The following is a 23,490-nucleotide window of genomic DNA, read 5'->3' on the forward strand; positions in this document are numbered from 1 at the left end:
ACACTGCATTCGGGTGCAGAATGAATGACTCTATGCACGTTAGAGGGGCATTTTTAGGTATAAAAAAGGGAAAGCAGATGCTTTCCCTTTGGCTTTAATAGACTAAAACAAATTAACTAGCATTACGCTGCTTGTATTTGATTAGCTACGGCAGCAGTTTTTGCTTCAAGTTCTTCTGGGTCGAAATCATCCACATTGATGGTTTTCAAACGCCCAACTTCAGCTCTTTCGAGTAAGGCTACTTCAGCATCGCTTAACACGCCTAGTGCTTTACCTTCTGCGGCAACCTTGTCTAACCACATAAATGGTAGACGTTTGCCAGCTGCTTTACATACCTTGTCATACACTGGCTCAGAAGCCAGAATATCAAGTAAGGTTTGTTCTTGAATGCCCACAACGTTGTGCTCTGAAGGAGTCCAGAATTGGCCTTGACCTAAACGGTCACGACTCGCACATGGCGTTTGCATGATCTTAGAAACCTTATGATCAAGCACATCGCTAGGACGTTTTAATGGGCGACCGAATGGGAAGATAACAGCACGAAGTGCAATGCCAAGACCCATAGGGAAATTATCTAATAAATCATCAAGTGAGCTTTGTAGTTTATACAGTGAATCTTCTACAGCCCATTGAACTAAAGGTAAGTCTTCAGTTAAACGTCCTTCGTCTTCATAACGTTTTAAAGTTGCAGATGCGAGATATAGTTCACTTAACAAATCACCTAATCGAGCAGAAATACGTTCTTTACGTTTTAGGTTGCCGCCCAAGGTTGCCATCGCTAAATCAGATAGCAAAGCTAGGTTGGCACTAAAGCGGTTCATATGTTGATAATAACGTTTTGTTTTATCGCTATAAGGTGATTTAGATAGTCGACTTGACGTTAACCCCATCCAAAAGCTTCTAACAAAGTTAGACATAGCAAACCCAATATGACCGAAAATGGCATTATCAAAGTTACTTAATCCTTTTCCTGAAGTGGTATCAAAAGAAGATTCCATTTCAGCTAATACATATGGATGACAACGGATTGCACCTTGACCATAAATGATCATTGAGCGGGTTAAAATATTTGCACCTTCAACGGTAATGGCAATTGGTGCAGCTTGGTAACCACGGCCTAAATAGTTATTGGGGCCGAGACAAACACCTTTACCACCATGAATATCCATAGCGTCAATAACGCACTTTTGCATTCTGTCGGTTAAATGGTATTTAACAATGGCTGAAATAACCGAAGGTTTCTCACCTAAACCAATACCAACAGTCGTTAACGAACTCACAGCATCCATCAGATAAGCGTTACCACCAATGCGTGCCATTGGCTCTTCAATACCTTCAAGCTTACCAATCGGTAATTTAAACTGACGACGAATACGTGCATATGCACCAGTTGCTAACGCAGCAGTTTTAACACCACCTGCAGAATTAGATGGTAGGGTAATACCACGACCTACAGATAAACACTCAACTAGCATGCGCCAGCCTTGGCCGGCCATTTCTGGGCCACCAATAATAAAACTAAGTGGTACAAATACTTCATTACCGCGTGTTGGTCCATTTTGGAACATACAGTTTAGTGGGAAGTGACGACGACCCGTTTCAACGCCTGGAATATCTGTCGGAATTAACGCACAGGTAATACCTAGATCTTCAGTATCACCTAATAGTCCATCTGGATCTCGAAGTTTAAATGCTAAACCCAGAACAGTGGCAACAGGAGCTAGGGTGATGTAGCGTTTGTTCCATGTAAGCTTCATACCTAACACTTCTTCGCCTTCAAACTCACCTTTACATACAATACCAAAATCAGGAATTGCACCCGCATCACTACCAGCTTCAGGGCTTGTTAATGCAAAACAAGGAACTTCCAGTCCTTTAGCGAGACGAGGTAAGTAATGATCTTGTTGTTCAGGGGTACCATAGTGCTGTAATAGCTCACCAGGACCTAATGAATTTGGCACGCCGACAGTTGACGCAAGTTCACTGCTCAGACCGGCTAATTTTTGTAATACACGTGATTGTGCGTACGCAGAAAACTCAAGACCACCGTATTTTTTCTTAATGATCATGGCAAAGAAGCCTTCATCTTTAAGGTATTGCCATACATCTTGTGGTAAATCAGCAAGTTCGTGTGAAACTTGATGTTGATTAACCATTTTACAAACGGTCTCAACTGGTCCATTGAGGAAGGCTTGCTCTTCTGCGGTTAACCGTCCTTTAGGGTAGTTATGAAGCTTGTTCCAGTTTGGGTTACCCGCAAACAGATCAGCTTCCCACCAAGTTGTTCCCGCTTCGATGGCTTCTTTTTCAGTAGAAGACATTTCAGGCATGATGCCTTGATAAACTTTAAGTAGTGGACGAGAGATAAAGTTTTGACGAAAAGATTTTATATTCAGTGGTAATGCGAGGGCTAAAAATACTATCCATGTTACACCACCAACAATATCTAATACGCTGCCAATGAACATGACAGCAGCTGCAGCGATTGTTGCCGTTAATAACGACACCCGCATATAAGTTGCGGCGCCAAGAACTGCGATCATGGCGATGATCCAGGTAAGGGTAGTCAAAGTCTTTCTCCTTAAAGCCCTCAAAAAATTGAGCACTTACAAATTAATGATCCTATTCACAGAACTGAACGTGGTCAGACCTGTATCACATAAAATTAAACCTTACTGACCACGATTACAAGTTTTTTCAAACAATTGTTTAAAATATTTTAAGCAATAAATATCCACAAAAAGTTTTTCACTAGGTACAATAGTCATTAGGTAATTTTTTGACTTTTAAAACATTTTTAAGGCGTGTTTCATGTGTGAATTACTAGCGATGAGCGCTAATGTTCCAACTGATATTGTGTTTAGTTTCACAGGTTTAGCTGAAAGGGGTGGGGTGACTGGCCCACATGTTGATGGCTGGGGAATTACTTTTTATGAAGGTAAGGGCAGTCGAACTTTTAAAGATGCTTGCCCAAGTAGTGAGTCGCATATTGCGAAGTTAATTAAATCATACCCTATTAAAAGTGAAATAGTTGTAAGCCATATTCGTCAAGCAAATCGTGGATGTGTTTCTTTAGAAAATACCCATCCTTTTACACGTGAATTATGGGGGAAGTATTGGACTTATGCTCATAATGGTCAGCTTTCAGACTATCAAGATAAGTTTGTTGTTGAACGTTTTCAGCCTGTTGGGGATACCGACAGTGAATTAGCTTTTTGTTGGATTATGGAACAGGTGTTAGCTGAATTTGGCCATAAGCAACCAGAAGACATGAAAAAGGTCTTTAGTTTCATTTCTGGGCTTGCGGATGAGATCCGTGCTTTAGGTGTATTTAACATGATTTTAAGTGATGGGGTTGATTTGATGACTTATTGCAGCAACAACTTATGTTATATCACTCGTCGAGCACCGTTTGGTAAAGCTACTTTGATTGATACAGACGTGGTAATCGATTTTGATAAAGAAACCACACCGAATGATGTTGTTACTGTTATTGCAACAAGACCACTGACCAATAACGAGCAATGGCATATATTATCGCCAGGCGAATGGAAGTTGTTTAGACAAGGTGAACTACAAGTCTGTTAACAATATTATGGTTTTATACTGAACCAAAAATAGTCTGCTATATATGGCGAATGATTTAACAGAGATTGTTTAACAAGAATTGTTTCTAAGAGGCTGTTTTAAGAAATAGCTTTTAAGAGATAGTTGCTACAGTGAATATTACTGACGAAAAGCAATTATCTCTTAAGTCAGCATATCCTTATTCCTTAGAATGTACTGTTGGGGCTTCCATTTTTTGTGATTCAAAAAAATGGTAATTGTCTAATTGGATATCCAGTTGTTTACTGCCTTTAGAAAAATGGCTTAATCGAACAGGTAAATAATTTAAATCAGGTGCCATCCAAAAAAACGTTTGTCGCTTTTTACTGTTACGAACCACTTCAATTTTGACCGTTTGATATGTACCACTATCAATAATGACTTGTTCTTTACCCACAATTTTAAATTCGTAGTCATCAAACTCTTTTTCTTTGACCATATCGTAATGTAATGTTTTAGGGTTTGAGTACATATCCATTCTAAATTGCAGTTGTGAGGTTAATGGATCAAGCACATTTTCTGCGTATTCAAGTTTTTCTCTCTCTTCTTTATATATTGTATGAATGACACCTTGTGACGCTGCAAATGCAGTTTGCTCACTGTAGTCGCTGCCAGTACCCGAGCGTTCACTCATATAGCGAATTGGTTTTATTTTTCCCTCTACTAACTGAAATTCACTTTTAATATTGCGTACATCGGAGAGCATTAACAAACTGACATCACTATCAAAACGATATTCATAATAGCCGTCACTACTTGCTGGTAATTGATAGCGTGCTTTACCTAATTCAATACTGCCATAATAGACTTTGTATTCCGCATTGTGTGGAGTCAATGGCTTCAAAAAGTTTTGATGTAAACTTGTTTCAGCAGGCTCTGCAGCGATTACGGGGCTTGAAAAAGTCATCATACCTGTGAGTATTACAGAACATATCTTAATCAAAATTAGGCCTATACATGATGTTAAAAAGGTAAGGACAAAACCAAGGTTGCCATGTCTGGTTTCCACTCAAATTTCGACAATGAAATCTTGCCTTTGTTCACTTCTATTCCTTCTGATCTTAGTCGTTCTTGTTGATTTTGGAAATGAAGGGTGTTGAGTTTAAATGAAATTTTGCCTTGGCTATTGATGACTCGGTGCCAAGGAAGATTAAGATGCTCAGGTGCTTCTTTTAACGCTTTAGATACATATCGGGCACGACCTGGAAGTCCTGCGAGATCGGCCACTTTACCATAGGCTAACACATTTCCAGATGGGATCATGTTAACGATAAACCAAATTCGTTGTTTCGGGGATAGGGTGGTCATAACTATGTTCTATAGCAGTAAAAACAACAGCATAAATCATTCAATTCGTTATAGGAAACCCTCAGATGATTATATTTTTAATGCGAAGTAAATGATAATTAAATGACAGTTAAGTAAATACACAAGAAATGCGATAGCGCACCAGCAAGGACAAAGAGATGCCAAATAGCGTGATTGTAAGGAATACGTTTATTTACGTAAAATACCACGCCAACGCTATAAAATGCACCACCTGCAAGGAGCAAATTGAAACCTAAATCTGTCATACCTTTTATCAAATCACTCATTACGGTGACACACAACCAGCCCATGATGAGATATAGAATGACTGAAAAGGCTTTAAATTTTCCTATAAACAAGGTTTTAAAAATGATACCCCCTAGCGCTAATAGCCAAATGGATGCTAAAACAATATTGGCTTGTTCACCATCGAGGCTAATGAGCATTAAAGGTGTGTATGTACCTGCAATCAAGGTATAAATTGCACAATGGTCCGCCATTTTGAATCGTTTTCGCCAAATTGGACTGGTACTAGAGTGATATAGGGTTGATGCAAGAAACAGCAATACAATACTTAAACCATATATAGCAACACCAAGTAATTCCAAAGTCGTTAACTGCCCATATCCCTTTATTAACATTGCGGAAAATGCTGCGATACCTGCAACAACACCAAGCCCATGAGTGAGACTATTAGCCATTTCTTCAGTAGCACAATAGTCAGCCTGATGACTGCTTGTTTGATTTAATTGTTGTTGCGCTCTTAACTCAATTGACATTGTTGCATACGACCTAGATAAGCAAATAGGAAATTAGAGTAACAGCTTAAATCTGAAAAAACCACCATTTTAGCTTACACGTGTAAGCTTATTTATGGTGTTTATTTTCAGTAGCTTAGATAATTATAAGTAGAAATAGTCGGAAATGCGGATAAGAATTGAACTAAATTTAATCTTTAGTATCTGAGGTTAACTGAGTATGTTAAATGATTTGTATAGGTTATTTTATGATTGAATTCATAGGGCTAATATTTCATTAAGCCGTATTCATGCTGCCAGTATATAGAGTAAGTGACCTGCTAAATGTTAACCATCATAATGCGATAGGAAGCGCTAATGAAACAACCTCGAGACAACTCTGTTGAATCTAAAGCACATGTTGATAAAGCTTTTAAAGTAGAGTCTCGTAGTGAAGAGGTTGTGCCAATTGAGTTTAATCAATATGAATTGGCAGTTATCTCGAATAAAGCTGACCCTATTAAGTCGTCTTTGACTCTTGCTCAATATGAGAACGCGATTGTCACCCCTGTATTACCCCCTGTTATTTCATCTCAACATGAACGTCATAATAAAGCTGTTAATCCAATAAATCATTGGAAAATGGCTCTGATGATCATTGGAATTTCAGCCGTTCACATAGTAGGTTTTTGGTTATTAATGCAAGTCGCAGACAAAACGGTTGATGCATTTGTCGAGGTTGTTGAGTCACAGGAAAATGTGGCAGAAACTCCAAGTAAAAAAGAAATTAACGCCTACTTTATGACGGCAGAGCAGCTAGCCGCAATACAGGCATCTTTGCAGCAAGAAGATGAAACGCCAAAACAAAATACTCAAGATGTTGCCACAGAACTACCAGCGATTGATGAGGCATCAGATAAGCAGCGAGAACATAAAGCTGAAGAAGCATCGATAAAAGAAAATGATTTGCAAAAATCAGCACCTGAGCTAGATGAGAATGCTGCAACTGCCAGTCAAGAAAGAACAATGGCGCCTGAACCAGAAAAAGCACCTGTTGTTGAAGTGACAATGCAACAGATTCAATCACAACAGGACTCTGAACTCAAAGCGGTGGTTAAATTAAGTTATACCGTTAAAGCGAAACCTTCACTGTTACAACAAGTTGAGTCAGAACAAGCGTTTAATTGGAATAACGTTGAAAGTATGTACTTGCAAGATATTGAGCAAGTGAATAGCGATAATCATCTTTTTGACAGTGATTTGTTTTCGTCCGAATCAGGGGCAATAGGTATTGGTAGTAATGACAAGCTCGCCATTATTAATCAAGCGAGCCATGACATGTTAAAAAACTTGAATCAGCAATCGCTGGATTTATTAATCGGTAATCAAGCACGCAATGCAACATCAAACAGTGGTGCAAGTGTGAGTGAAATGACACCGGAGATGGAAGATATTGAACTCATTATTATTGAAGATACTCGTCAAGCAACAACATTTGATCACCGTTTAGATCCGAATCGAATTATGCGTCAAGGTGATACCTGCTATCGTGTTGTTAAACTGCCTACGCAAATAAATCCTCATGCTGAAGGGTTAGGTTATGCAGAGCCCTGTGATAGTGCCAAAATGAAGAAAGCCATTTCAAAGTCAATTGAGAAAAGGTTAGCTAAAATTCGACTTCCCTAAATGATTTATTCGTTTGTTAGAGATTTATTTAACTTATTTGCTGTCATTAATATTCATTCAACTTATGCTTTAATAAGTTGGTTTTAGAATACATGCAATAATATCAGTTGGTTAACTGAGTGTAATTTTCAAACGCAAGCTTAATTAACTTTATATAAATTCACTTGTAATTTGTTATTTAAGCTGAGTATACTGCTGACATCTTGTCGGAGTGCCTTATGGCTGAGACCGTTTATTCGGGATCCGTTGAACCTGATCAGGTTAAAACCTGCGAAGGAAACAAGCAGTTAATTTGCTCGTTTTTTTGCTTAGCGTGTAAATGATTCGTTTCAAAATAAAGCCGTTTATGCTTTGTTTCTAGCAAATTATTTCTAATGTAAAAGCATAGAAAGTTTACGCTCAAGGAGCATTTTTGAGTAAACTTCATCAGCAAATTACAGAGTTTTTATAACTCGCTCGTCATCAACATCATTCTCCAGACAAGCAACTCTATTTAATTAATTTTGAGGTTGCTAATGTCAAATCGTCGTCAAACCCGTGAACAAGCCCAAGCGTTTATTGATACGCTAAAACCACTACAACATCCTAACTCTGAAAAAATTTATCTGACAGGCTCTCGAGATGATTTGCGAGTCGGCATGCGCCAAATTCATCAAACGGACACCATTATTGGTGGCAATGACGAGAATCCGGTTACCGAGTCAAACCCACCAATAAAAGTTTATGATTGCGCGGGGTCTTATTCAGATCCTGATGCCAAAATTAATGTCCGTCTAGGTTTGAACAAATTTAGACAAGCATGGATTGAAGAACGTGAAGATACTGAGCAGCTTAAAGGGGTTAGTTCTAATTTTACTCAGCAAAGATTAGCTGACGATGGGTTAGATCATTTACGTTTTGAGGCTTTAGTGTCTCCTAAACGCGCCAAAACGGGCAAGTGTGTTACGCAGATGCATTATGCTCGACAGGGGATTATTACTCCTGAAATGGAATATATCGCGATTCGTGAAAACATGGCTCGGGAGCAGGTTACCGATAAGATCTTAACTCAAAAAGCTCAAGGTGAAACCTTTGGGGCAAGTATAGGTCAGCCAATAACTGCTGAATTTGTTCGTTCAGAAGTGGCTCGTGGTAGAGCAATTATCCCGCTTAACATCAATCATCCTGAAGCTGAACCAATGATCATTGGCCGAAATTTTTTGGTTAAAGTGAATGCCAATATTGGCAACTCAGCGGTGACCTCGTCTATTGAAGAAGAAGTAGAAAAACTTGTCTGGTCAACTCGATGGGGCGCCGATACGGTGATGGATTTATCCACTGGTCGTTATATTCATGAAACCCGTGAATGGATCATCCGTAATTCGCCAGTGCCGATTGGAACTGTACCCATTTATCAAGCGCTTGAAAAAGTTAATGGCGTTGCTGAAGATTTAACATGGGAAGTGTTTAGAGATACTTTGATTGAGCAAGCAGAGCAAGGGGTTGATTACTTCACGATTCATGCTGGAGTATTGCTTCGCTATGTGCCAATGACTGCAAAACGACTTACTGGCATTGTTTCTCGTGGTGGTTCGATCATGGCGAAATGGTGTTTAAGCCATCATAAAGAAAGTTTTTTATACGAGCATTTTAGAGAAATTTGTGAGATTTGCGCCGCATATGACGTGTCACTGTCACTAGGTGATGGCATGCGCCCAGGCAGTATTGCTGATGCCAATGATGAAGCGCAATTTGCAGAATTAGAAACGTTAGGCGAATTGGTTAAAGTGGCATGGGAGTATGATGTTCAAACCATTATCGAAGGTCCTGGGCATGTACCAATGCAGCTCATTAAAGTGAATATGGAAAAACAATTGGCTCACTGTGATGAAGCGCCGTTTTATACTTTAGGTCCTCAAACTACAGATATAGCTCCAGGATATGATCACTTTACGTCAGGTATTGGTGCTGCGCAAATGGCCTGGTATGGCGTTGCAATGCTGTGTTATGTCACGCCTAAAGAGCATTTAGGTCTGCCAAATAAAGAAGACGTTAAGCAAGGGTTGATCGCTTATAAAATTGCGGCTCATGCTGCGGATGTTGCCAAGGGGCACCCTGGCGCACAAATTCGTGATAATGCCTTATCTAAAGCCCGTTTTGAGTTTCGTTGGGAAGATCAATATAACCTAGGTTTAGACCCTGATACAGCAAGAGCGTATCACGATGAATCATTGCCACAAGAGTCCGCTAAAGTCGCGCACTTTTGCTCAATGTGTGGCCCTAAATTCTGCTCGATGAAAATCACGCAAGAAGTACGAGATTACGCTGCTAAACAAGAACGTGAAGCAGGTAATAACGTGGTTTCTCAAACCATTTCTGTGGTAGATGCAACTGCATTTAGTGCTTCTCAGGTTAATGATCCTCAGCATATTGAAGCGGCCATGGCACAAAAGTCGGCTGAATTTAAAGCCACAGGGTCAGAAATCTATCAACCACTCAATAAGACGAGCGATAAGCTTGAAATGGAATTGGAATCTGAGTCTGTTGAGGGGTGATTCATGGACCAATTTCATCAACAGCGTCAACAACCACAAAGTACCAAGCCTATCGTTTGGACGATTGCTGGCTCTGATAGTGGTGGAGGCGCTGGTATACAAACCGATTTAGCGACAATTAATGATTTGTCATGCTTTGGCTGCAGTGTTATCACAGCATTGACGGCGCAAAATTCCGTGACTGTTGCAAAGGTTGACGCTGTTTCTCAAGAAATGTTACTCGGCCAGCTAAATGCTTTGGCCGAGGATTTAGCGCCATCAGCAATAAAAATTGGCTTAATTGCCAATCAAAAACAGCTTGAATTAATAGCCCGTTGGATAAAATCATTTAAATGTCGCTCATTGGCCTTTAAGACTATCCCTATCATTTTAGATCCGGTTATGGTCTCAAGCTCTGGAGACAGCCTCAATAGTGAGTCTGAGTTAGATTTTACTCCATTCAAAGGGCTAGTGGATTTGATTACCCCCAATGCCCATGAACTTATAAAGCTAACCCAATCGAATATTGATATTGATGCTCAGCATGGCTTTTATCAAGCGTCATGTTGGTTAAGTGAATATCTAGATTGTCATGTGTTGGCTAAAGGTGGTGATACTCATGGTTGGCAAGGTGATAATGCCATTGATTTATTTGTCTGTGAGGCAGTTTTAGGTGTCAGTGAAGAACATCAATTTCAGCGATATTGGCTAACCGCACCACGAGTATTAACACCAAATAATCATGGTACTGGTTGCACGCTTTCAAGTGCAATAGCTGCCTTTATGGCCAAAGGTTTTGTTTTGCATGATGCGATTGTCATGGCAAAAGCATATGTTTTAAAAGGCTTAACCTATAGTGTTAGTTATGGGAAAGGCGCAGGACCTGTAGCAAAAACAGGATGGCCAAGTGATATTAGTTATTATCCTAAGATTGCATATTATATCTATAATGCATTATTACTCGATAGCGAGTTAAACAATGATGCACAAGCTAATGAGTTTGTGCGTTTGCAACGTGATATCGGCATTTATCCTGTTGTTGATGACATAGCGATGCTAGCGCAATTACTGCAAGCGAATTGCACGACCGTACAATTACGAATTAAAGCCGACAGTCTTGTTTCTAGCGAGCAGCTTGAGCGAGATATTAAGCAAGCTATTGCATTAGGTAGACAATACAATGCGCAAGTATTTATCAATGATCATTGGCAACTGGCTCTAAAACATAATGCATTCGGAGTGCATTTAGGGCAAGAAGATGCGATTCTCGCTGATTTACCAGCCCTTAAAAGTGCAGGCATTGCATTAGGTCTTTCTAGCCACAGTGTGTTCGAAATTTTATTGGCCAATCAATTAAAACCTTCGTATATCGCACTGGGGCATATCTTTGCCACCACAACCAAAGTGATGCCTTCTAAACCGCAAGGTTTAGAAAAGCTTTCGATTTATGCTGAGTTGTTAAAACATGTTTGTCCAACCGTAGCAATAGGTGGGATCAATGAATCGGTACTCGCACAAATTAAGCACACAGGTGTAGACAGTGCTGCTGTAGTGAGAGCCGTTACAACCGCAAATGAGCCAGCTAGCGCCTATTTAAAGCTGCACAAACAATGGTTAGCACCAGAGTTTAGTCCTCATCGTGCAAGTGATAGCCCTATAGATCTAGTCACTCGTAGACCTCAGTTAGAAGAGGTGTGCGATGAGTAAGGCTTATGGACTGAGTGACCAGCAATTTATGCGTTTTTCTGCGCAAATATTGCTGCCTGACTTTGGCGAGTTGGGACAGCAAACACTGCAAATGAGTAAGGCTGTAGTCATTGGACTCGGTGGCTTAGGTCATGCAGTGGCTCAACAACTCGCTGCAGCAGGTATCGCTGAATTAATATTATTTGATGATGACAAGGTTGAACTTTCTAACTTACCTCGGCAGCTGTTATTTACAGATTCGGATATTGGTAAAGCTAAAGTAACCGTTGCCGCGCAAAAACTATCGTCAGCTTATGAAGACTGCACAATAACAGCCCGCCAAAAACGCTTCACTGAACAGGATGCTGATCTACTGCAAAGTGTCGATATTATTTTCGATTGTACTGATAACTTCGAGTCTAGATTGCTGAATAATAAAGTCGCGGTTAAGTATCAAATACCTTTAATTAGTGCTGCTATTAGTGGTTACCATGGGCAATTATTGTGTGTTGCGCCGGCTTATGAGCCTTTATCAATAACCGCATCTATGCATGACACGTCACTAGCAAGTTCAACACAAGCTAATTCAATACAAACTAATTCAACACAAACTAAGTCAGCAAAAGCACTGCCAAATATCCGTAGTGGCTGTTTTCAATGTCTGTTCCCAGAAGATACCTTAATGGCTCAAAAGTGTTCTGATCTCGGTGTATTAAATGCAGCAGTGCTTAGTGTCGCATCAATGCAAACACTGATGGGATTGCAATGGCTTAGTGGTGACGATGACGCGAAACAATCATTAATAGGGCTGTTACATCTTTTTGATGCTCGCAGTTTGCAATGGCGTCAAGTTACGCTGAGTCAAGATGCTGAATGTCCCGTTTGTTATACAAGTTAACCTAACTGAGCTAGGTAAGGCTGGAATATATGATTACGATAAAATTTAATGGCTTACAAGAAGAAGTAGGTCATAAGCCGAGTTTGTTGCAGTTAATTGAGTCAAAGGAAATTAATCCTAAAACAGTGGCCTTAGTGCTGAATGAACAAGTGGTACCAAGAAGTCGTTGGGCTCAAATTGAGTGTCAAGATAGCGATAAAATAGATATTTTTTCAGCGGTAGCAGGAGGCTGACATGTTAACTATTGCCGATCACCAATTTGAATCTCGGTTATTTACCGGAACTGGCAAGTTTTCTGATACTGAAACCATGTTAGCTGCATTATCGACTTCGCAATCGCAGCTGGTCACATTAGCCATGAAACGTATCGATCTCAGCAAGAACTTTGATGACTTACTCACGCCTTTACAAGAAATGGGGGTGAAACTATTGCCTAACACCGCTGGCGCTCGTACAGCGAAAGAAGCCATTTTTGCTGCTGAGTTAGCTAGAGAAATGCTCGGCACTAATTGGGTTAAACTTGAAATTCACCCAGACCCTAAATACCTGATGCCTGATGCCATAGAAACGCTTGCTGCAGCCTCAGTGTTATGTGAAAAAGGCTTTACGGTGTTGCCATATGTTCACGCAGATCCAGTGTTATGTCGTCGACTTGAAGAAGTTGGCTGCGCTGCTGTGATGCCACTGGGCAGCCCAATAGGCAGCAATCAGGGTTTAGCGACAGAACCATTTTTAGAAATCATCATTGAGCAAGCTAATATTCCAGTCGTCATCGATGCTGGGATAGGTGCGCCTTCACAAGCGTGTCGGGCAATGGAAATGGGAGCTGATGCTGTGTTAGTTAACACAGCAATTGCGAGTAGTGCCAATCCTCAACATATGGCGACATGTTTTAAAGATGCTGTTAACACTGGGCGTATGGCTTATCTTGCAGGTCTTGGTAGTGTGACAAAACATGCTGAACATACCAGTCCATTGACACAGTTTTTAGAGAGCTGATCAAACTGAGAAGTTTATCATCAACCTTAGAGGTTATTTGATGGACGGTAGATTTTCTATCAGGATGAAACGATGAGTTTTAGTGATTATTTTAAACAATTAGACCTCGATAAGTTGTCCATGCAGTTATATTCCTGCACAGCTAATGATGTTGAGCGTGCACTTGCCGCCCCGCAGCGTGATATCGACCACTTAATGGCACTGTTATCACCAGCGGCATCTGCATACTTAGAGCAAATGGCGCAGCAAGCATATCAGATAACAAGACAACGCTTTGGTGCCAATATTGGTATGTACTTACCTCTATATCTATCTAATTTATGTGCTAACGAATGTGATTATTGCGGCTTTTCAATGAGTAATAAATTGAAAAGAAAAACATTGTCTGATGATGAGTTAATAGCAGAAATTTCGATCATTAAACAACGTGGTTTTGATTCAATCTTATTGGTGTCAGGTGAGCACGAAACCAAAGTAGGAATTGACTATTTTAGCCATGTTTTACCAATAGTTAAGCAACATTTTAGCTATGTTGCTATTGAAGTGCAGCCATTAAAAACAGAAGAGTATCAAGCGCTTGTAGCATTAGGCTTAGATGCTGTTATGGTCTATCAAGAAACGTATCAACCCATAACCTATGCTAAGCATCATACGCGTGGTAAAAAACAAGACTTCGTCTATCGGTTAACGACACCTGAGCGTGTAGCTAGTGCTGGTGTTGATAAAATTGGTCTCGGAGTATTACTCGGTTTGGATGATTGGCGTTTAGATGCACTGTTAATGGGCTATCATCTATCGTATTTAGAACGTCGCTTCTGGCGTTCTCGTTATAGTATTTCTCTACCAAGATTAAGACCTTGTACTGGTGGTGTGACTCCGAAAGTTGAGTTAACTGATAAAGGCTTAGTGCAAATGATTTGTGCATTCAGATTATTCAATGCACAACTGGAGATTAGCTTGTCAACACGTGAAGAACCCAGCTTTAGGAACAATTTACTGCCGCTTGGCGTCACCAATATCAGTGCAGGGAGCTCAACAGAGCCTGGCGGGTATCAAAACCCTAATACACAATTGGATCAGTTTGAAATAAGTGATGAACGTAGCGCCAGTGAAATGGCAAATACTATGCGTACTATAGGCTTAAACCCCGTCTGGAAAGATTGGGAAAAAGCTTGGTGCTAGAAGGTAGATTGATAAACAATATTCTTTGTGAAAGTGAAGAAAATTGAAGCTCGCTCTCACTGTACAAATTGCATATTTTGTTTGATAATTGTTGTTAGTTTGATTGTCTACAAATTAGGGGCAACGAGTATGCAAATACCTTCAGCAATGAGTTCAGGTGTTCAAGGCCTTCAAGGGGCTCAGAATGATCTTGCTCAGGCAACCACCACAGTGGCTAAACTAGAACCGGTTCAAACTTCATCTTCGGCCTATTTAGCTGAAGATACAGTTAGCTTGAGTAGTCAATCAAATTCGACAGATAAAGTGTCAGCACTAATTGATGCTCAACAAGCGGTTAATCATGGTCAAGCATCTGCAGAGGTCATTAATGTCGCCAATGAAAATGTCGGCACAATTATCGATTTATCTGTTTGATTATGATTAATGCGGTTAGCCACAGTTTAAATCCTAAAATGATTCAAACTGAACAAACTGTCACTCAATATAGCCAATCAGCTATAGCTAGGAATGCTGTAACTCCGTTAACGGCAGTTTCAAATTCCGAAAAGACCACGACTTCATCAAGCCTGGTTTCAACTCAAGCTTCAAGTCTAGCAGCGCCAACCTTTATTTCACCATCAACACTAGTCGCACCTTCAAAGACTGCACTAGTGACGTCAAGTAAGAGTGAACCTACAGCGCTACATGCGCCTGAAATATCACCTTCTCAAATTCGTCAGATGGATGGTGCTAGCCATGCTGATAAGCTAGCATTTCAAACGATAATTCCTACGGGGGCCTCATCACAGACTGCTATTTCTCAAACTTCATCAGAAAGTAGCGCAACCTATAATTTAAAAACCGGTGCGGTCAATGTTGCGGGGCTAATGGGAGCGAGTGATATCAATCAAGCCGCTACTGTCATGCTAAAGAATGAGAAATCAACGGAACAGGATCCGATCATTAATCCTAATGCTGACACTTCTCAATCTGTGAAGTCAGAACAAGCGGTCACAAGTTCTAGCCAGCAAGAGCCGACTGAACAAGAACAATCTGCAGAGAAAGATAAATTAGAAAAGCAAGACCAAGTAGAGCAGGCAGAAAAAGAACAAGCTGATCAGGAAAAGGTTCAACAACAAAAAGATGAAGCAATTATCAAGGCACTTGCAGCAAGAGATCTTGAAGTTAAAACTCACGAACAAGCTCATGCTGCAGTCGGTGGCAATTATGCTAACTCTCCTGAATATACCTACGAAAAAGGTCCGGATGGTAAGCGTTATGCAGTAGAAGGTAAGGTAAATATTGATGTCGGCGTGATAGAAGGGGATGCTCAAGCTACGGTTACTAAGATGCAGAAAGTTTACGCTGCAGCAATGGCACCCGTTCAGCCTTCATCAGCAGATTTACAAGTCGCTGCAGAAGCGACTCGAAAATTAAATGAAGCTAAAAAAGAGCTTATAGTCGAGCGACAAGAAAAAGTAATGTCGACAGAGGAAACTCAACATATTAATGACTTAGGTCAGATTTTTAACAATGATGATGGTGACAGCCTCAATAGTGGACTAGAGCTTGAACAGCTTAATTCCACATTGTCTGATCAATCAAACTTTCAACCAGCCCCTCAATCAGAACGTGAAACCAATACACGTTTATCAGCCATTGATATCGCTGTTTAATCAATTATCTGCAATATGCTACAGCGTTATCGTCTATTTAATAAAAGCCTAAAGTCGAGTAAGCCCATGCTGTTGTAGAATCAGCGATTCCAATAATTGGCTAGCAGGACCTTGTCTATCGCGGTTGGGTACAACCAGTGAAAGTTGTATTTTCCGACTTGTGCTGCCGATTAATGACAATCTATGTAGTGACTTATTAGCAATGTCTTCACTGACTAAATAAGCGGGTAACCAACAAAATCCCAACCCATTTTTTAAAATGGTAATGGCCTCATGAAAATTGGTTACCGTCCAGCGTTGTTCTGACTTAAGCCAACCTGTCTCGATGGTTTTTTCTTTTGCGGTATCTTTAATAACGATTTGCAAATGTTGCGCTAATTCTTGATCGTCATTAATCACTGATTGTTGTGCTAATGCGTGTTCAGGGGAGCATACTAATATCATTTCTGATTCACAGATAGATTCTGCAATAAAGCCTTTCGGGGGAACACAACAAATAGCGATATCTGCTTGTTGTTGCGTAATTAACTCATGAGTACCAGAAATGACAGAATCGATAATAGTGACTCGAGTGCCCCGACTATGTGGTAAGAAGGCTTGCAATGCACCGACTAAATAATGCATCGGATAGATGAGTTCTCGAGCAATAGTTAAATTTGGCTCCCAACCTTGCCCTAGATTACTGGCAAGTAACTCTAAATCATCCACAGTTTGAGTTAAATGACGGGAGCGTCTTAGTAATACTTCGCCTTGCTCAGTTAGATAGGCTTTTCTGCCTTTAACTTCAAGTAACTGAATACCGAGCTGCGATTGTAATTTAGCGACTGCATGATTTAGTGAAGATTGACTTTTATTCAGTTTTTCAGCCGCTTGCGCGTATCCACCGTAATCCACAACTGATTGTATTATTCGCCATTGTTCTAGGGTGGATTTAGCTCTACTCATTTTTTTCTCTATTTGTATTTTACTATTTTATATAAAAATGGCGCGTTGTATAACGCGCCATATAACAAGTTAAGCTTACTTGTTTGGTTTAATCTTCTCTTTTGAAGTGACTTGCACTGGCAAATACTTTTGAGTTGCTTTGATATTTGCTAAGTATGGGCCTTTATGCAGCGTTTTTGGCCAATCTAATAGCATCATTGCCAGCACATTTCGATGTTCTCCCATGACCATATCAGGATTTCCTCTTGGTGATGGAATAAGCTGATACTCAGGATTAAACGATGAGGTTATGTGATCTTGAGTTTTCTTCACCACAGGATGATCTCGCTGGCCTGTAAGTAAGAAACTAATACCTACTTCGGCAATAATATCGTCAGTGGCGTCAGTTAAAATTCGTTCAATATTGCTATCGAAATAGTCTAAAATCCATTGGAATTCTTTTTGACTCACTTCTTGTTGATAATAGCCGCTTGCAGCAAAAATAAAGTGCGTCATACCGTAGAGTTTGTTTCTAAATTGCCTTTTATCTAATTCAGAATCCTGCTCATTTGGGTAAGTCTCAATAAACGCTTTTTTATATTCTGCGACATAATCGCCAACATTAAGCTGTTTAGCCCAATAGACATAGTTTACCAGTTGTGCTGCCCATGCTTTTATCATTGCAGGATCGGTTAATGCTGGCGCTAAATCATATGATTTTACTGACTTAACCATTTGCTGATGACAAGGTCCCATAAAGCCTAATTCATCAGTTCTACTTGCATAACGTAATAAAATATCACTGTAGAAAATGAACTCAGGGAAGGGCGTTAGTGCTTTTTTACGAGCTTTAGCACGAGGGCCTTTACCTAACACGCTAATCGCTTGTTGGCTTTGTTCATTGATAAAATTAGGTTTATCTACGTTACAAGCAAAGAAGTTTTGGCGCTCAGTAATGGTAATAAGATCAATTAATGCAGCATTAGAATACTTTTCATCACCTGTCATTCGATACATTCTTAAACCATAGTGCCCTTGAATTCTTGGCGGCAAAGAATACATGTTTTGTTCTAGGTTCACTTGAATTGCACTTCGTACTTGTTCATGTGTGAGCTGGTGATCGTTGGATTCACCAGTTTTAGCGAAACTTGCACCAGAGGTGAGTAACAAAGAAAAACTAGCTAAACAAGCAAATGATTTAATCTTTCGAATTGCCGTCATTTATGATTCTCCTGATGATGGATGAAATATCAGTGGGTGGCGCTAGTATAATGGCCAATTGCTCGCTGAGAATTAAATTATCTTCATTAACAATAAAAATTTCAAAAACTTGACGCGCTGTTACTGACGATTTACGAGAGTGAATAATGACATTAACAAGTGCTTGATACCATAGCGGTAAATAATACTCGATGCCTTCGTTAGCAATGCCGTTAAAACTATAGGTTAAATCTGCCGCTTCATACCAGTGTGAATTAAAACTATTATAAAAAGTGTTGTGTAAACTTGCTGTGTCTAAATGAGATGTTGAATAGAACTGCATTATTAACTGACTTCTAAACGCTCTTAATTGCTGCTGATAAACGCTAGCGGCTTGCTCACGCGCCGAGGCTTGCAAGTGTGGGACACGCAGTTGTATATATTGGCTTAACCAATGCTGGCCAAGTTGATGGTGGTCCGCTGAAGCGCCAAATTTATTGTTTAAGTAAAATTGACTGCCTCTAGCAAGTCCCGAAATAGCCTGCGCTATCGCGTCAATAACGTTTAATGCTTGTCTTCTATTTTTGATTTTTTCTCGATAACTGATGCTAACCTGCGCAAATTGATGCCCGATCACAGGGTAACGTATGGTGTGGCTCGTTGTTTTCTCGCCAGGGTGGATAAATAACTCGCCTAATAAACGTTTGTCATGCCAAACACGTATGGTCGTGTTTTGATTTGCATTTAACGTGAGATTTTCAGTATCAGTATCAGTATCAGTATCAGTATCAGTATCTTTATCTGTACCGGTAAGGTTTAAATTATTAGTTTGTTGCGAGGGTAGATTATTATCGAGCTTATGAGCATAAGGCTTAATCACGTCGAATGTAACGCCAAAATCACTTAGCACGTCCATGCTTTGTTCGATTAACGTTAACGCTGACGTTGTGCCTTGATATGCTTGATGAGGCAGCGTTGCGAGATGCTGACCAATATTCCATGGAGCTACATTGATGTTGTTTGTTTGAGAATCTAAAAATCTTGTGATTTGTGCAGAGGTTAAATTGCTGTCGTAATATTGCGCTGAGTAAATTGATGGCTTAGCGGCATTAGATGCCATTTTAATTGTTTTAATTGCAGCAAGTGGCGTTTTATTTTTTTCTTTCGCTCTTGTTTGGTAAGCAATCCAAGCACTTTTTCTGCATTGTTCATCAGGTTGTAAAATAAGGTATTTTGCTAAACTGATATCAAAATCTTTCTTATTTCTTTCGTTAGTTTCTACGTTACTCATGTCGAGCGTTTCTTTTGACTTGATTTCCGCTGTCGCTGAGTTAATTGGTTGAGGTAATTCACAGCCAGATTGATTAAATACCATTGAGAGATATTGGCTTTGTAAGTTTCGCCTAATTGTTGCTTGCGCATTATGGAGTTGCGACTTGAGGTTAATATCTAACTGTGTGGCTTTTAATGTGGCCAGTCTTAACGATAATTTGGCGTAGGTAGGCTCATCATTTTCAAGCTTACTGATCAACTTCGTTAAGTTAGGAGAATTGAGCATGGCTTGTAATTCATCAGCAAGATGTAGCTGACACATTAAGATGCTTTCACGTTGATTATCTTGGGCTAAGTCACGATAGTAATTCAGTCTATCATTGATGTTATTAAAGCCAAGGGTGAGCTGCTCAAATTGAACTGCTTGAGTTGAAGTACTGGCTTGAGTATCAAGCTGAGATAATGTTGGCTTAAATTGCAAACATTGCTGAATGAAGAGGTTTAAAGGACTGGCAACTGCCGGAGCAGTTGCCATAAGACTAAAAACTAGGATTACTACAAAAGTGTTCTTTTGCATAAGCGACGCGTTCTTCCACTGATAACGTCGGTCCTTTTAGACCTTCGACATGTTTAAGTCTTCCTACTATCCCTTTTCCATTTGCTGTTTGAATAGCAAGTCCGGGACGTGCATTGAGCTCAAGTAATAAAGGCCCACGTTCTTTATCTAATACCATATCAGTACCTAAGTAACCCAGTTCACACATCTCATAAGCGCTTGATGCGGTATGTAACAGTGTGTCCCAATTGGGTACTTGAATTTTTGATAATTCAAAGTTGGTATCTGGGTGTTTAAGCACTGGTTTATCGAACTGTACAGCATGCAGGCTCTTACCTGTCGCGATATCTAAACCAACACCAACTGCGCCTTGGTGCAAATTAGCTTTGCCGTCTGAGGCTGCAGTAGAACATCGAAGCATTCCCATGACGGGGTAGCCTTTGAAGATAATCAACCGAATATCTGGAACACCTTCATAACTGAAACCGTCAAAAACCGGATCAAATTGAATTAAGCCTTCAACAATACCGACATCTGGCTTACCGCCTAAGGAGAATAAGCCACTCAATATGTTTGATACATGACGGTAGACTTCATTAGGGGTAACTTCATCACCATTAGGTTTGTAGTAACGTCCATTTTCTACATGGGTAATAACTAAAATCCCTTTACCACCTGATCCTTTAGCGGGTTTGATAACAAAGCCACTTCTTCCTAAAACCATTTGTGGGATTTCATTAATTTTATGTTGTTCTTCAACAACACCAATTAAGTCAGGCACCGCAATATCGTTAGCTAGCGCAAGCTGCTTTGTAATCAATTTATCATCAACACGCTTGTAAAACTTACGTGGATTATATTTGCCAATATAATCGATATTGCGCTTATTCATGTTTAACACGCCATTTCGGCGTAACTCCCAAGGCCAAGCAAAGTTCATTACTTATCTCCAGCCAAAGGCTTAAAGCGTTTAAGCTCTGTTAAGCGATATCCTGTGTATTGTCCCATCACAAGAACTAAGGCTAAAATCACCAAGTGAATACCTAAGAAGTTAAATACCCAATGTTGGATTAGCGTGTTACTCATTGCCAAATAAGCTAAGGTTGCGACAAATAGACTGCCGCCACCTGCCATCATGACTGATTTAGGGCCTTCTTCTTCCCATAAAATCGACATTCTTTCAATCGTCCAAGCAAGAATAATCATCGGGAAGAAGGTAATAGTTAATCCTTCACTAAGCCCAACCTTATAAGAGATAAGGGTAAATAAGCCAATGATGAAAATAACCACAATGATGACGGCCGATATTCGGGATATTAGCAGTAAGTTGAGCTGCGATAAGTAAGAACGAATCATCAAACCAAACGCCACAATTAGCAAGAAGCCGATTAGACCTGTCAATAATGTAGTTTGTATAAAGGCGAGGGCGATTAATACTGGCATAAACGTACCAGACGTTTTAATCCCGATGATGACGCGTAAGAATACGACGACTAACACACCAATAGGAATTAATAGAATGCCTTTAAAGGTGCTTTGCTCTTCAAGTGGTAATTGATACAAAGAGAAGTCTAAGCTATCGGTATTCATCATCATATCGATAGAGGTCGCTAAGGCTGAGCGAGTCTCTTGTAACATTGAGAAGTTAACTTGTGAATTACTCCCCCAGTTACATCGAGTACTGATAAGCCATTGTGCTGCCAAAGAACCAAGTTTTCAGGACGGCCTTGTTTATTATTTTCAACGTCAAATAATACCCACTCACCATCTTGGTAGACTTGAACATACGGATTTAATTGTTGACGACGACGCTGATCTTCAAGCATTAAGCCGCTAACTTGTTTAGCAGGAACCCCTTTAGATTGCATCATATGTAAAAATAGTTGGGTACGCGTATTTACCGATAACAATAGGGCGAGATTTTGAGATTGATTACTGTCATTAATCACAGACATAAGCTGCTGCGCGAAAGACAGATTACTGGCGCTTCGTTCCCATACATCATTGATAATTTGTTCAGCTGCACCGCGCTCTGTAACTTGCCAAAGGTATGGTTCAGGAGTTACAGGTTTTTCTTCTGCATCGACTGATAACTGACCCGTAGGCACTAATGTGACGCGATAGTACAGAGATTGGCGGCCTGAAGCTTCACGTATTGACCACACAGCACGGCGATCTTCACCTTCAGAGATGTTTAGGCCATAACCTGCAGATGTGGCATTTTCAGCAAGCACGTCAAATGCGGGATCTTGTGGTAAAGACAAAGATGCTTCAGCAGGTTTGTCTGTGCCATTGAACATCACTTTGGCTTCAACTGACCAGCTTTGAACTTGTTTGCCCGGAAAAAACGGTACGTTATGCTCAACACTTCGATAAATACTGGTACTAATGCCAAATATAAAAAGTAGGGCGACAAAGATAAAAAACGGTTTACGAGAATGCATTTTAAGTCCTATTGGCTGTTAGTCGCTGCTTGTTGCGGTTTTTTACCGTGAATATAAATTTGGCCGACATCAACAACTGCAATGTCTTTCATAAACTTACGACCGAGCAGTAATGGATATTCAAGATGGCTTCGGTCGGTTAAGTTTAAATCTGTTTCAGCTGCATATTTGCCAATTTTTAGATGAGCATGGATTACTGGGCGTCTATCGTCTGGTGCATCTGCATCTTGTTTAATACGTACAAATCGCTCAACTTTATGCTCGAATGTATTACCTGGTTGATCTTTTCCATTGGTCATTACATCAAAACGAACCCACTGAACACCGTTTCGTTCAAAAAGAACGATATTTCTGGCGTCTAATGAAGAAGACTCAGCACCGGTATCAATACGTGTTTCAAATGACGCTTTAAGTTCATCGACATAAACATGTTCAACTTCACCAAGCATGATTTTGTCAGACACTGCAGATTCAGGACATTGCGGAGCTTCACTTAGCTGTGCAAGCGCAGCTGCATCATCATTCATTTTTTTAGATTGTTTTGCTAGTGCATCGGTAATCTGTAATTTTAGATCGTTTACTTCAGCGCTTAAGCTTTGCATCTCGGCGGTAGAGTGGGCGCATTGTGCATTAATGGCTTCAATGATGGCAGTTTGAGACGAAGCTAAATTTGCATTTAACTCATCACTTCCAACTGGCGTGATTTTGTCTTTACTTGCACAACCGGCCATTAAAGTAGCGGTGATTGATAAAACGATTACCTGCTTTAACATGACAATTCCTGTTATTAATACATCTGAATTTATTATTTTTACTATTTGTTA

At 40.1% G+C, this 23,490-nt stretch carries 19 protein-coding genes, 1 pseudogene and 1 riboswitch; of the genes and pseudogenes, 10 read left to right on the forward strand and 10 right to left on the reverse strand.

Annotation, left to right across the window (positions count from 1 at the left end):
* Positions 1–122 precede the first annotated feature (122 nt).
* The gene (gene fadE / locus SJ2017_RS09370; protein WP_080915574.1) at positions 123–2,570 is read right to left on the reverse strand and encodes an acyl-CoA dehydrogenase FadE; all 2,448 of its coding nucleotides are present in this window, start codon (positions 2,568–2,570) and stop codon (positions 123–125) included.
* A gap of 241 nt (positions 2,571–2,811) precedes the next feature.
* On the opposite strand from fadE, the gene SJ2017_RS09375 reads away from it, so the two are divergent.
* Positions 2,812–3,588, forward strand: coding sequence for a class II glutamine amidotransferase (locus SJ2017_RS09375; protein ID WP_055025884.1), 777 nt, complete (start codon positions 2,812–2,814; stop codon positions 3,586–3,588).
* 178 nt (positions 3,589–3,766) lie between these two features.
* On the opposite strand, the gene SJ2017_RS09380 is transcribed toward SJ2017_RS09375, so the two are convergent.
* The 3 genes from SJ2017_RS09380 to trhA form a co-directional block, all read right to left on the reverse strand.
* Positions 3,767–4,516, reverse strand: a complete 750-nt coding sequence (locus tag SJ2017_RS09380; RefSeq protein ID WP_080915575.1) for a DUF3108 domain-containing protein — start codon at positions 4,514–4,516, stop codon at positions 3,767–3,769.
* Positions 4,517–4,569: 53 nt separating this feature from the next.
* Entirely contained in the window at positions 4,570–4,914 is a 345-nt protein-coding gene (locus SJ2017_RS09385; RefSeq protein ID WP_055025886.1) for an MGMT family protein, read from the reverse strand.
* A 98-nt stretch (positions 4,915–5,012) separates the two neighbouring features.
* Positions 5,013–5,693 (reverse strand): PAQR family membrane homeostasis protein TrhA, encoded by a 681-nt coding sequence (gene trhA / locus SJ2017_RS09390; RefSeq protein WP_080915576.1) that lies wholly within the window; start codon positions 5,691–5,693, stop codon positions 5,013–5,015.
* 336 nt (positions 5,694–6,029) lie between these two features.
* Between trhA and SJ2017_RS09395 the strand changes: the two genes are divergently transcribed.
* The 9 genes from SJ2017_RS09395 (at position 6,030) to SJ2017_RS09435 (ending at position 16,270) form a co-directional block, all read left to right on the forward strand.
* A complete protein-coding gene (locus tag SJ2017_RS09395; protein ID WP_080915577.1) occupies positions 6,030–7,337 on the forward strand; it encodes a hypothetical protein in 1,308 nt (435 codons plus the stop codon).
* A 197-nt stretch (positions 7,338–7,534) separates the two neighbouring features.
* A riboswitch (TPP riboswitch) is annotated at positions 7,535–7,633 on the forward strand.
* A 219-nt stretch (positions 7,634–7,852) separates the two neighbouring features.
* The gene (thiC, locus tag SJ2017_RS09400; RefSeq protein ID WP_080915578.1) at positions 7,853–9,871 is read left to right on the forward strand and encodes a phosphomethylpyrimidine synthase ThiC; all 2,019 of its coding nucleotides are present in this window, start codon (positions 7,853–7,855) and stop codon (positions 9,869–9,871) included.
* Between the two features lie 3 nt (positions 9,872–9,874).
* A complete protein-coding gene (thiD, locus tag SJ2017_RS09405; protein WP_080915579.1) occupies positions 9,875–11,557 on the forward strand; it encodes a bifunctional hydroxymethylpyrimidine kinase/phosphomethylpyrimidine kinase in 1,683 nt (560 codons plus the stop codon).
* A complete protein-coding gene (locus SJ2017_RS09410; RefSeq protein WP_080915580.1) occupies positions 11,550–12,434 on the forward strand; it encodes a HesA/MoeB/ThiF family protein in 885 nt (294 codons plus the stop codon). Before thiD ends, SJ2017_RS09410 begins: the two co-directional genes overlap by 8 nt.
* A gap of 29 nt (positions 12,435–12,463) precedes the next feature.
* On the forward strand, positions 12,464–12,667 hold the full coding sequence (gene thiS / locus SJ2017_RS09415) for a sulfur carrier protein ThiS (protein WP_080915581.1): 204 nt from the start codon (positions 12,464–12,466) through the stop codon (positions 12,665–12,667).
* A gap of 1 nt (position 12,668) precedes the next feature.
* The gene (locus SJ2017_RS09420) at positions 12,669–13,433 is read left to right on the forward strand and encodes a thiazole synthase (protein ID WP_080915582.1); all 765 of its coding nucleotides are present in this window, start codon (positions 12,669–12,671) and stop codon (positions 13,431–13,433) included.
* A 72-nt stretch (positions 13,434–13,505) separates the two neighbouring features.
* Entirely contained in the window at positions 13,506–14,615 is a 1,110-nt protein-coding gene (gene thiH / locus SJ2017_RS09425; RefSeq protein WP_055025893.1) for a 2-iminoacetate synthase ThiH, read from the forward strand.
* Positions 14,616–14,744: 129 nt separating this feature from the next.
* Positions 14,745–15,029, forward strand: coding sequence for a hypothetical protein (locus SJ2017_RS09430; RefSeq protein ID WP_080915583.1), 285 nt, complete (start codon positions 14,745–14,747; stop codon positions 15,027–15,029).
* Between the two features lie 2 nt (positions 15,030–15,031).
* Complete coding sequence (locus SJ2017_RS09435; RefSeq protein ID WP_080915584.1) at positions 15,032–16,270, forward strand: putative metalloprotease CJM1_0395 family protein; 1,239 nt, start codon at positions 15,032–15,034, stop codon at positions 16,268–16,270.
* Between the two features lie 48 nt (positions 16,271–16,318).
* On the opposite strand, the gene SJ2017_RS09440 is transcribed toward SJ2017_RS09435, so the two are convergent.
* The 6 genes and pseudogenes from SJ2017_RS09440 to SJ2017_RS09465 form a co-directional block, all read right to left on the reverse strand.
* Entirely contained in the window at positions 16,319–17,215 is an 897-nt protein-coding gene (locus SJ2017_RS09440; RefSeq protein WP_080915585.1) for a LysR family transcriptional regulator, read from the reverse strand.
* A 75-nt stretch (positions 17,216–17,290) separates the two neighbouring features.
* On the reverse strand, positions 17,291–18,415 hold the full coding sequence (locus tag SJ2017_RS09445; protein WP_080915586.1) for a DUF3541 domain-containing protein: 1,125 nt from the start codon (positions 18,413–18,415) through the stop codon (positions 17,291–17,293).
* On the reverse strand, positions 18,393–20,201 hold the full coding sequence (locus SJ2017_RS09450; protein WP_080915587.1) for a hypothetical protein: 1,809 nt from the start codon (positions 20,199–20,201) through the stop codon (positions 18,393–18,395). Before SJ2017_RS09450 ends, SJ2017_RS09445 begins: the two co-directional genes overlap by 23 nt.
* A gap of 4 nt (positions 20,202–20,205) precedes the next feature.
* Positions 20,206–21,162, reverse strand: coding sequence for an alpha-L-glutamate ligase-like protein (locus SJ2017_RS09455; protein WP_055025899.1), 957 nt, complete (start codon positions 21,160–21,162; stop codon positions 20,206–20,208).
* Positions 21,162–22,666: pseudogene (locus SJ2017_RS09460) on the reverse strand (inactive transglutaminase family protein). The gene SJ2017_RS09455 and the pseudogene SJ2017_RS09460 overlap by 1 nt, the downstream one beginning before the upstream one ends.
* An 8-nt stretch (positions 22,667–22,674) precedes the next feature.
* Positions 22,675–23,439 carry an ATP-dependent zinc protease family protein gene (locus SJ2017_RS09465; RefSeq protein WP_055025901.1) on the reverse strand — a complete coding sequence of 255 codons (765 nt, stop codon included), beginning with the start codon at positions 23,437–23,439 and terminating at the stop codon, positions 22,675–22,677.
* Between the last annotated feature and the right edge of the window lie 51 nt (positions 23,440–23,490).

Origin of the sequence: Shewanella japonica, from assembly GCF_002075795.1 — a bacterium.
GTDB lineage: Bacteria > Pseudomonadota > Gammaproteobacteria > Enterobacterales > Shewanellaceae > Shewanella > Shewanella japonica.

Excerpts from the sequence above, each read along its gene's own strand:
- SJ2017_RS09375 (WP_055025884.1), top strand. The coding sequence starts at position 2,812 with ATGTGTGAATTACTAGCGATGAGCGCTAATGTTCCAACTGATATTGTG.
- SJ2017_RS09380 (WP_080915575.1), bottom strand. The coding sequence starts at position 4,516 with ATGATGACTTTTTCAAGCCCCGTAATCGCTGCAGAGCCTGCTGAAACA.
- SJ2017_RS09385 (WP_055025886.1), bottom strand. The coding sequence starts at position 4,914 with ATGACCACCCTATCCCCGAAACAACGAATTTGGTTTATCGTTAACATG.
- trhA (WP_080915576.1), bottom strand. The coding sequence starts at position 5,693 with ATGTCAATTGAGTTAAGAGCGCAACAACAATTAAATCAAACAAGCAGT.
- SJ2017_RS09395 (WP_080915577.1), top strand. The coding sequence starts at position 6,030 with ATGAAACAACCTCGAGACAACTCTGTTGAATCTAAAGCACATGTTGAT.
- thiC (WP_080915578.1), top strand. The coding sequence starts at position 7,853 with ATGTCAAATCGTCGTCAAACCCGTGAACAAGCCCAAGCGTTTATTGAT.
- thiD (WP_080915579.1), top strand. The coding sequence starts at position 9,875 with ATGGACCAATTTCATCAACAGCGTCAACAACCACAAAGTACCAAGCCT.
- SJ2017_RS09410 (WP_080915580.1), top strand. The coding sequence starts at position 11,550 with ATGAGTAAGGCTTATGGACTGAGTGACCAGCAATTTATGCGTTTTTCT.
- thiS (WP_080915581.1), top strand. The coding sequence starts at position 12,464 with ATGATTACGATAAAATTTAATGGCTTACAAGAAGAAGTAGGTCATAAG.
- SJ2017_RS09420 (WP_080915582.1), top strand. The coding sequence starts at position 12,669 with ATGTTAACTATTGCCGATCACCAATTTGAATCTCGGTTATTTACCGGA.
- thiH (WP_055025893.1), top strand. The coding sequence starts at position 13,506 with ATGAGTTTTAGTGATTATTTTAAACAATTAGACCTCGATAAGTTGTCC.
- SJ2017_RS09430 (WP_080915583.1), top strand. The coding sequence starts at position 14,745 with ATGCAAATACCTTCAGCAATGAGTTCAGGTGTTCAAGGCCTTCAAGGG.
- SJ2017_RS09435 (WP_080915584.1), top strand. The coding sequence starts at position 15,032 with ATGATTAATGCGGTTAGCCACAGTTTAAATCCTAAAATGATTCAAACT.
- SJ2017_RS09440 (WP_080915585.1), bottom strand. The coding sequence starts at position 17,215 with ATGAGTAGAGCTAAATCCACCCTAGAACAATGGCGAATAATACAATCA.
- SJ2017_RS09445 (WP_080915586.1), bottom strand. The coding sequence starts at position 18,415 with ATGACGGCAATTCGAAAGATTAAATCATTTGCTTGTTTAGCTAGTTTT.
- SJ2017_RS09450 (WP_080915587.1), bottom strand. The coding sequence starts at position 20,201 with ATGGCAACTGCTCCGGCAGTTGCCAGTCCTTTAAACCTCTTCATTCAG.
- SJ2017_RS09455 (WP_055025899.1), bottom strand. The coding sequence starts at position 21,162 with ATGAACTTTGCTTGGCCTTGGGAGTTACGCCGAAATGGCGTGTTAAAC.
- SJ2017_RS09465 (WP_055025901.1), bottom strand. The coding sequence starts at position 23,439 with ATGTTAAAGCAGGTAATCGTTTTATCAATCACCGCTACTTTAATGGCC.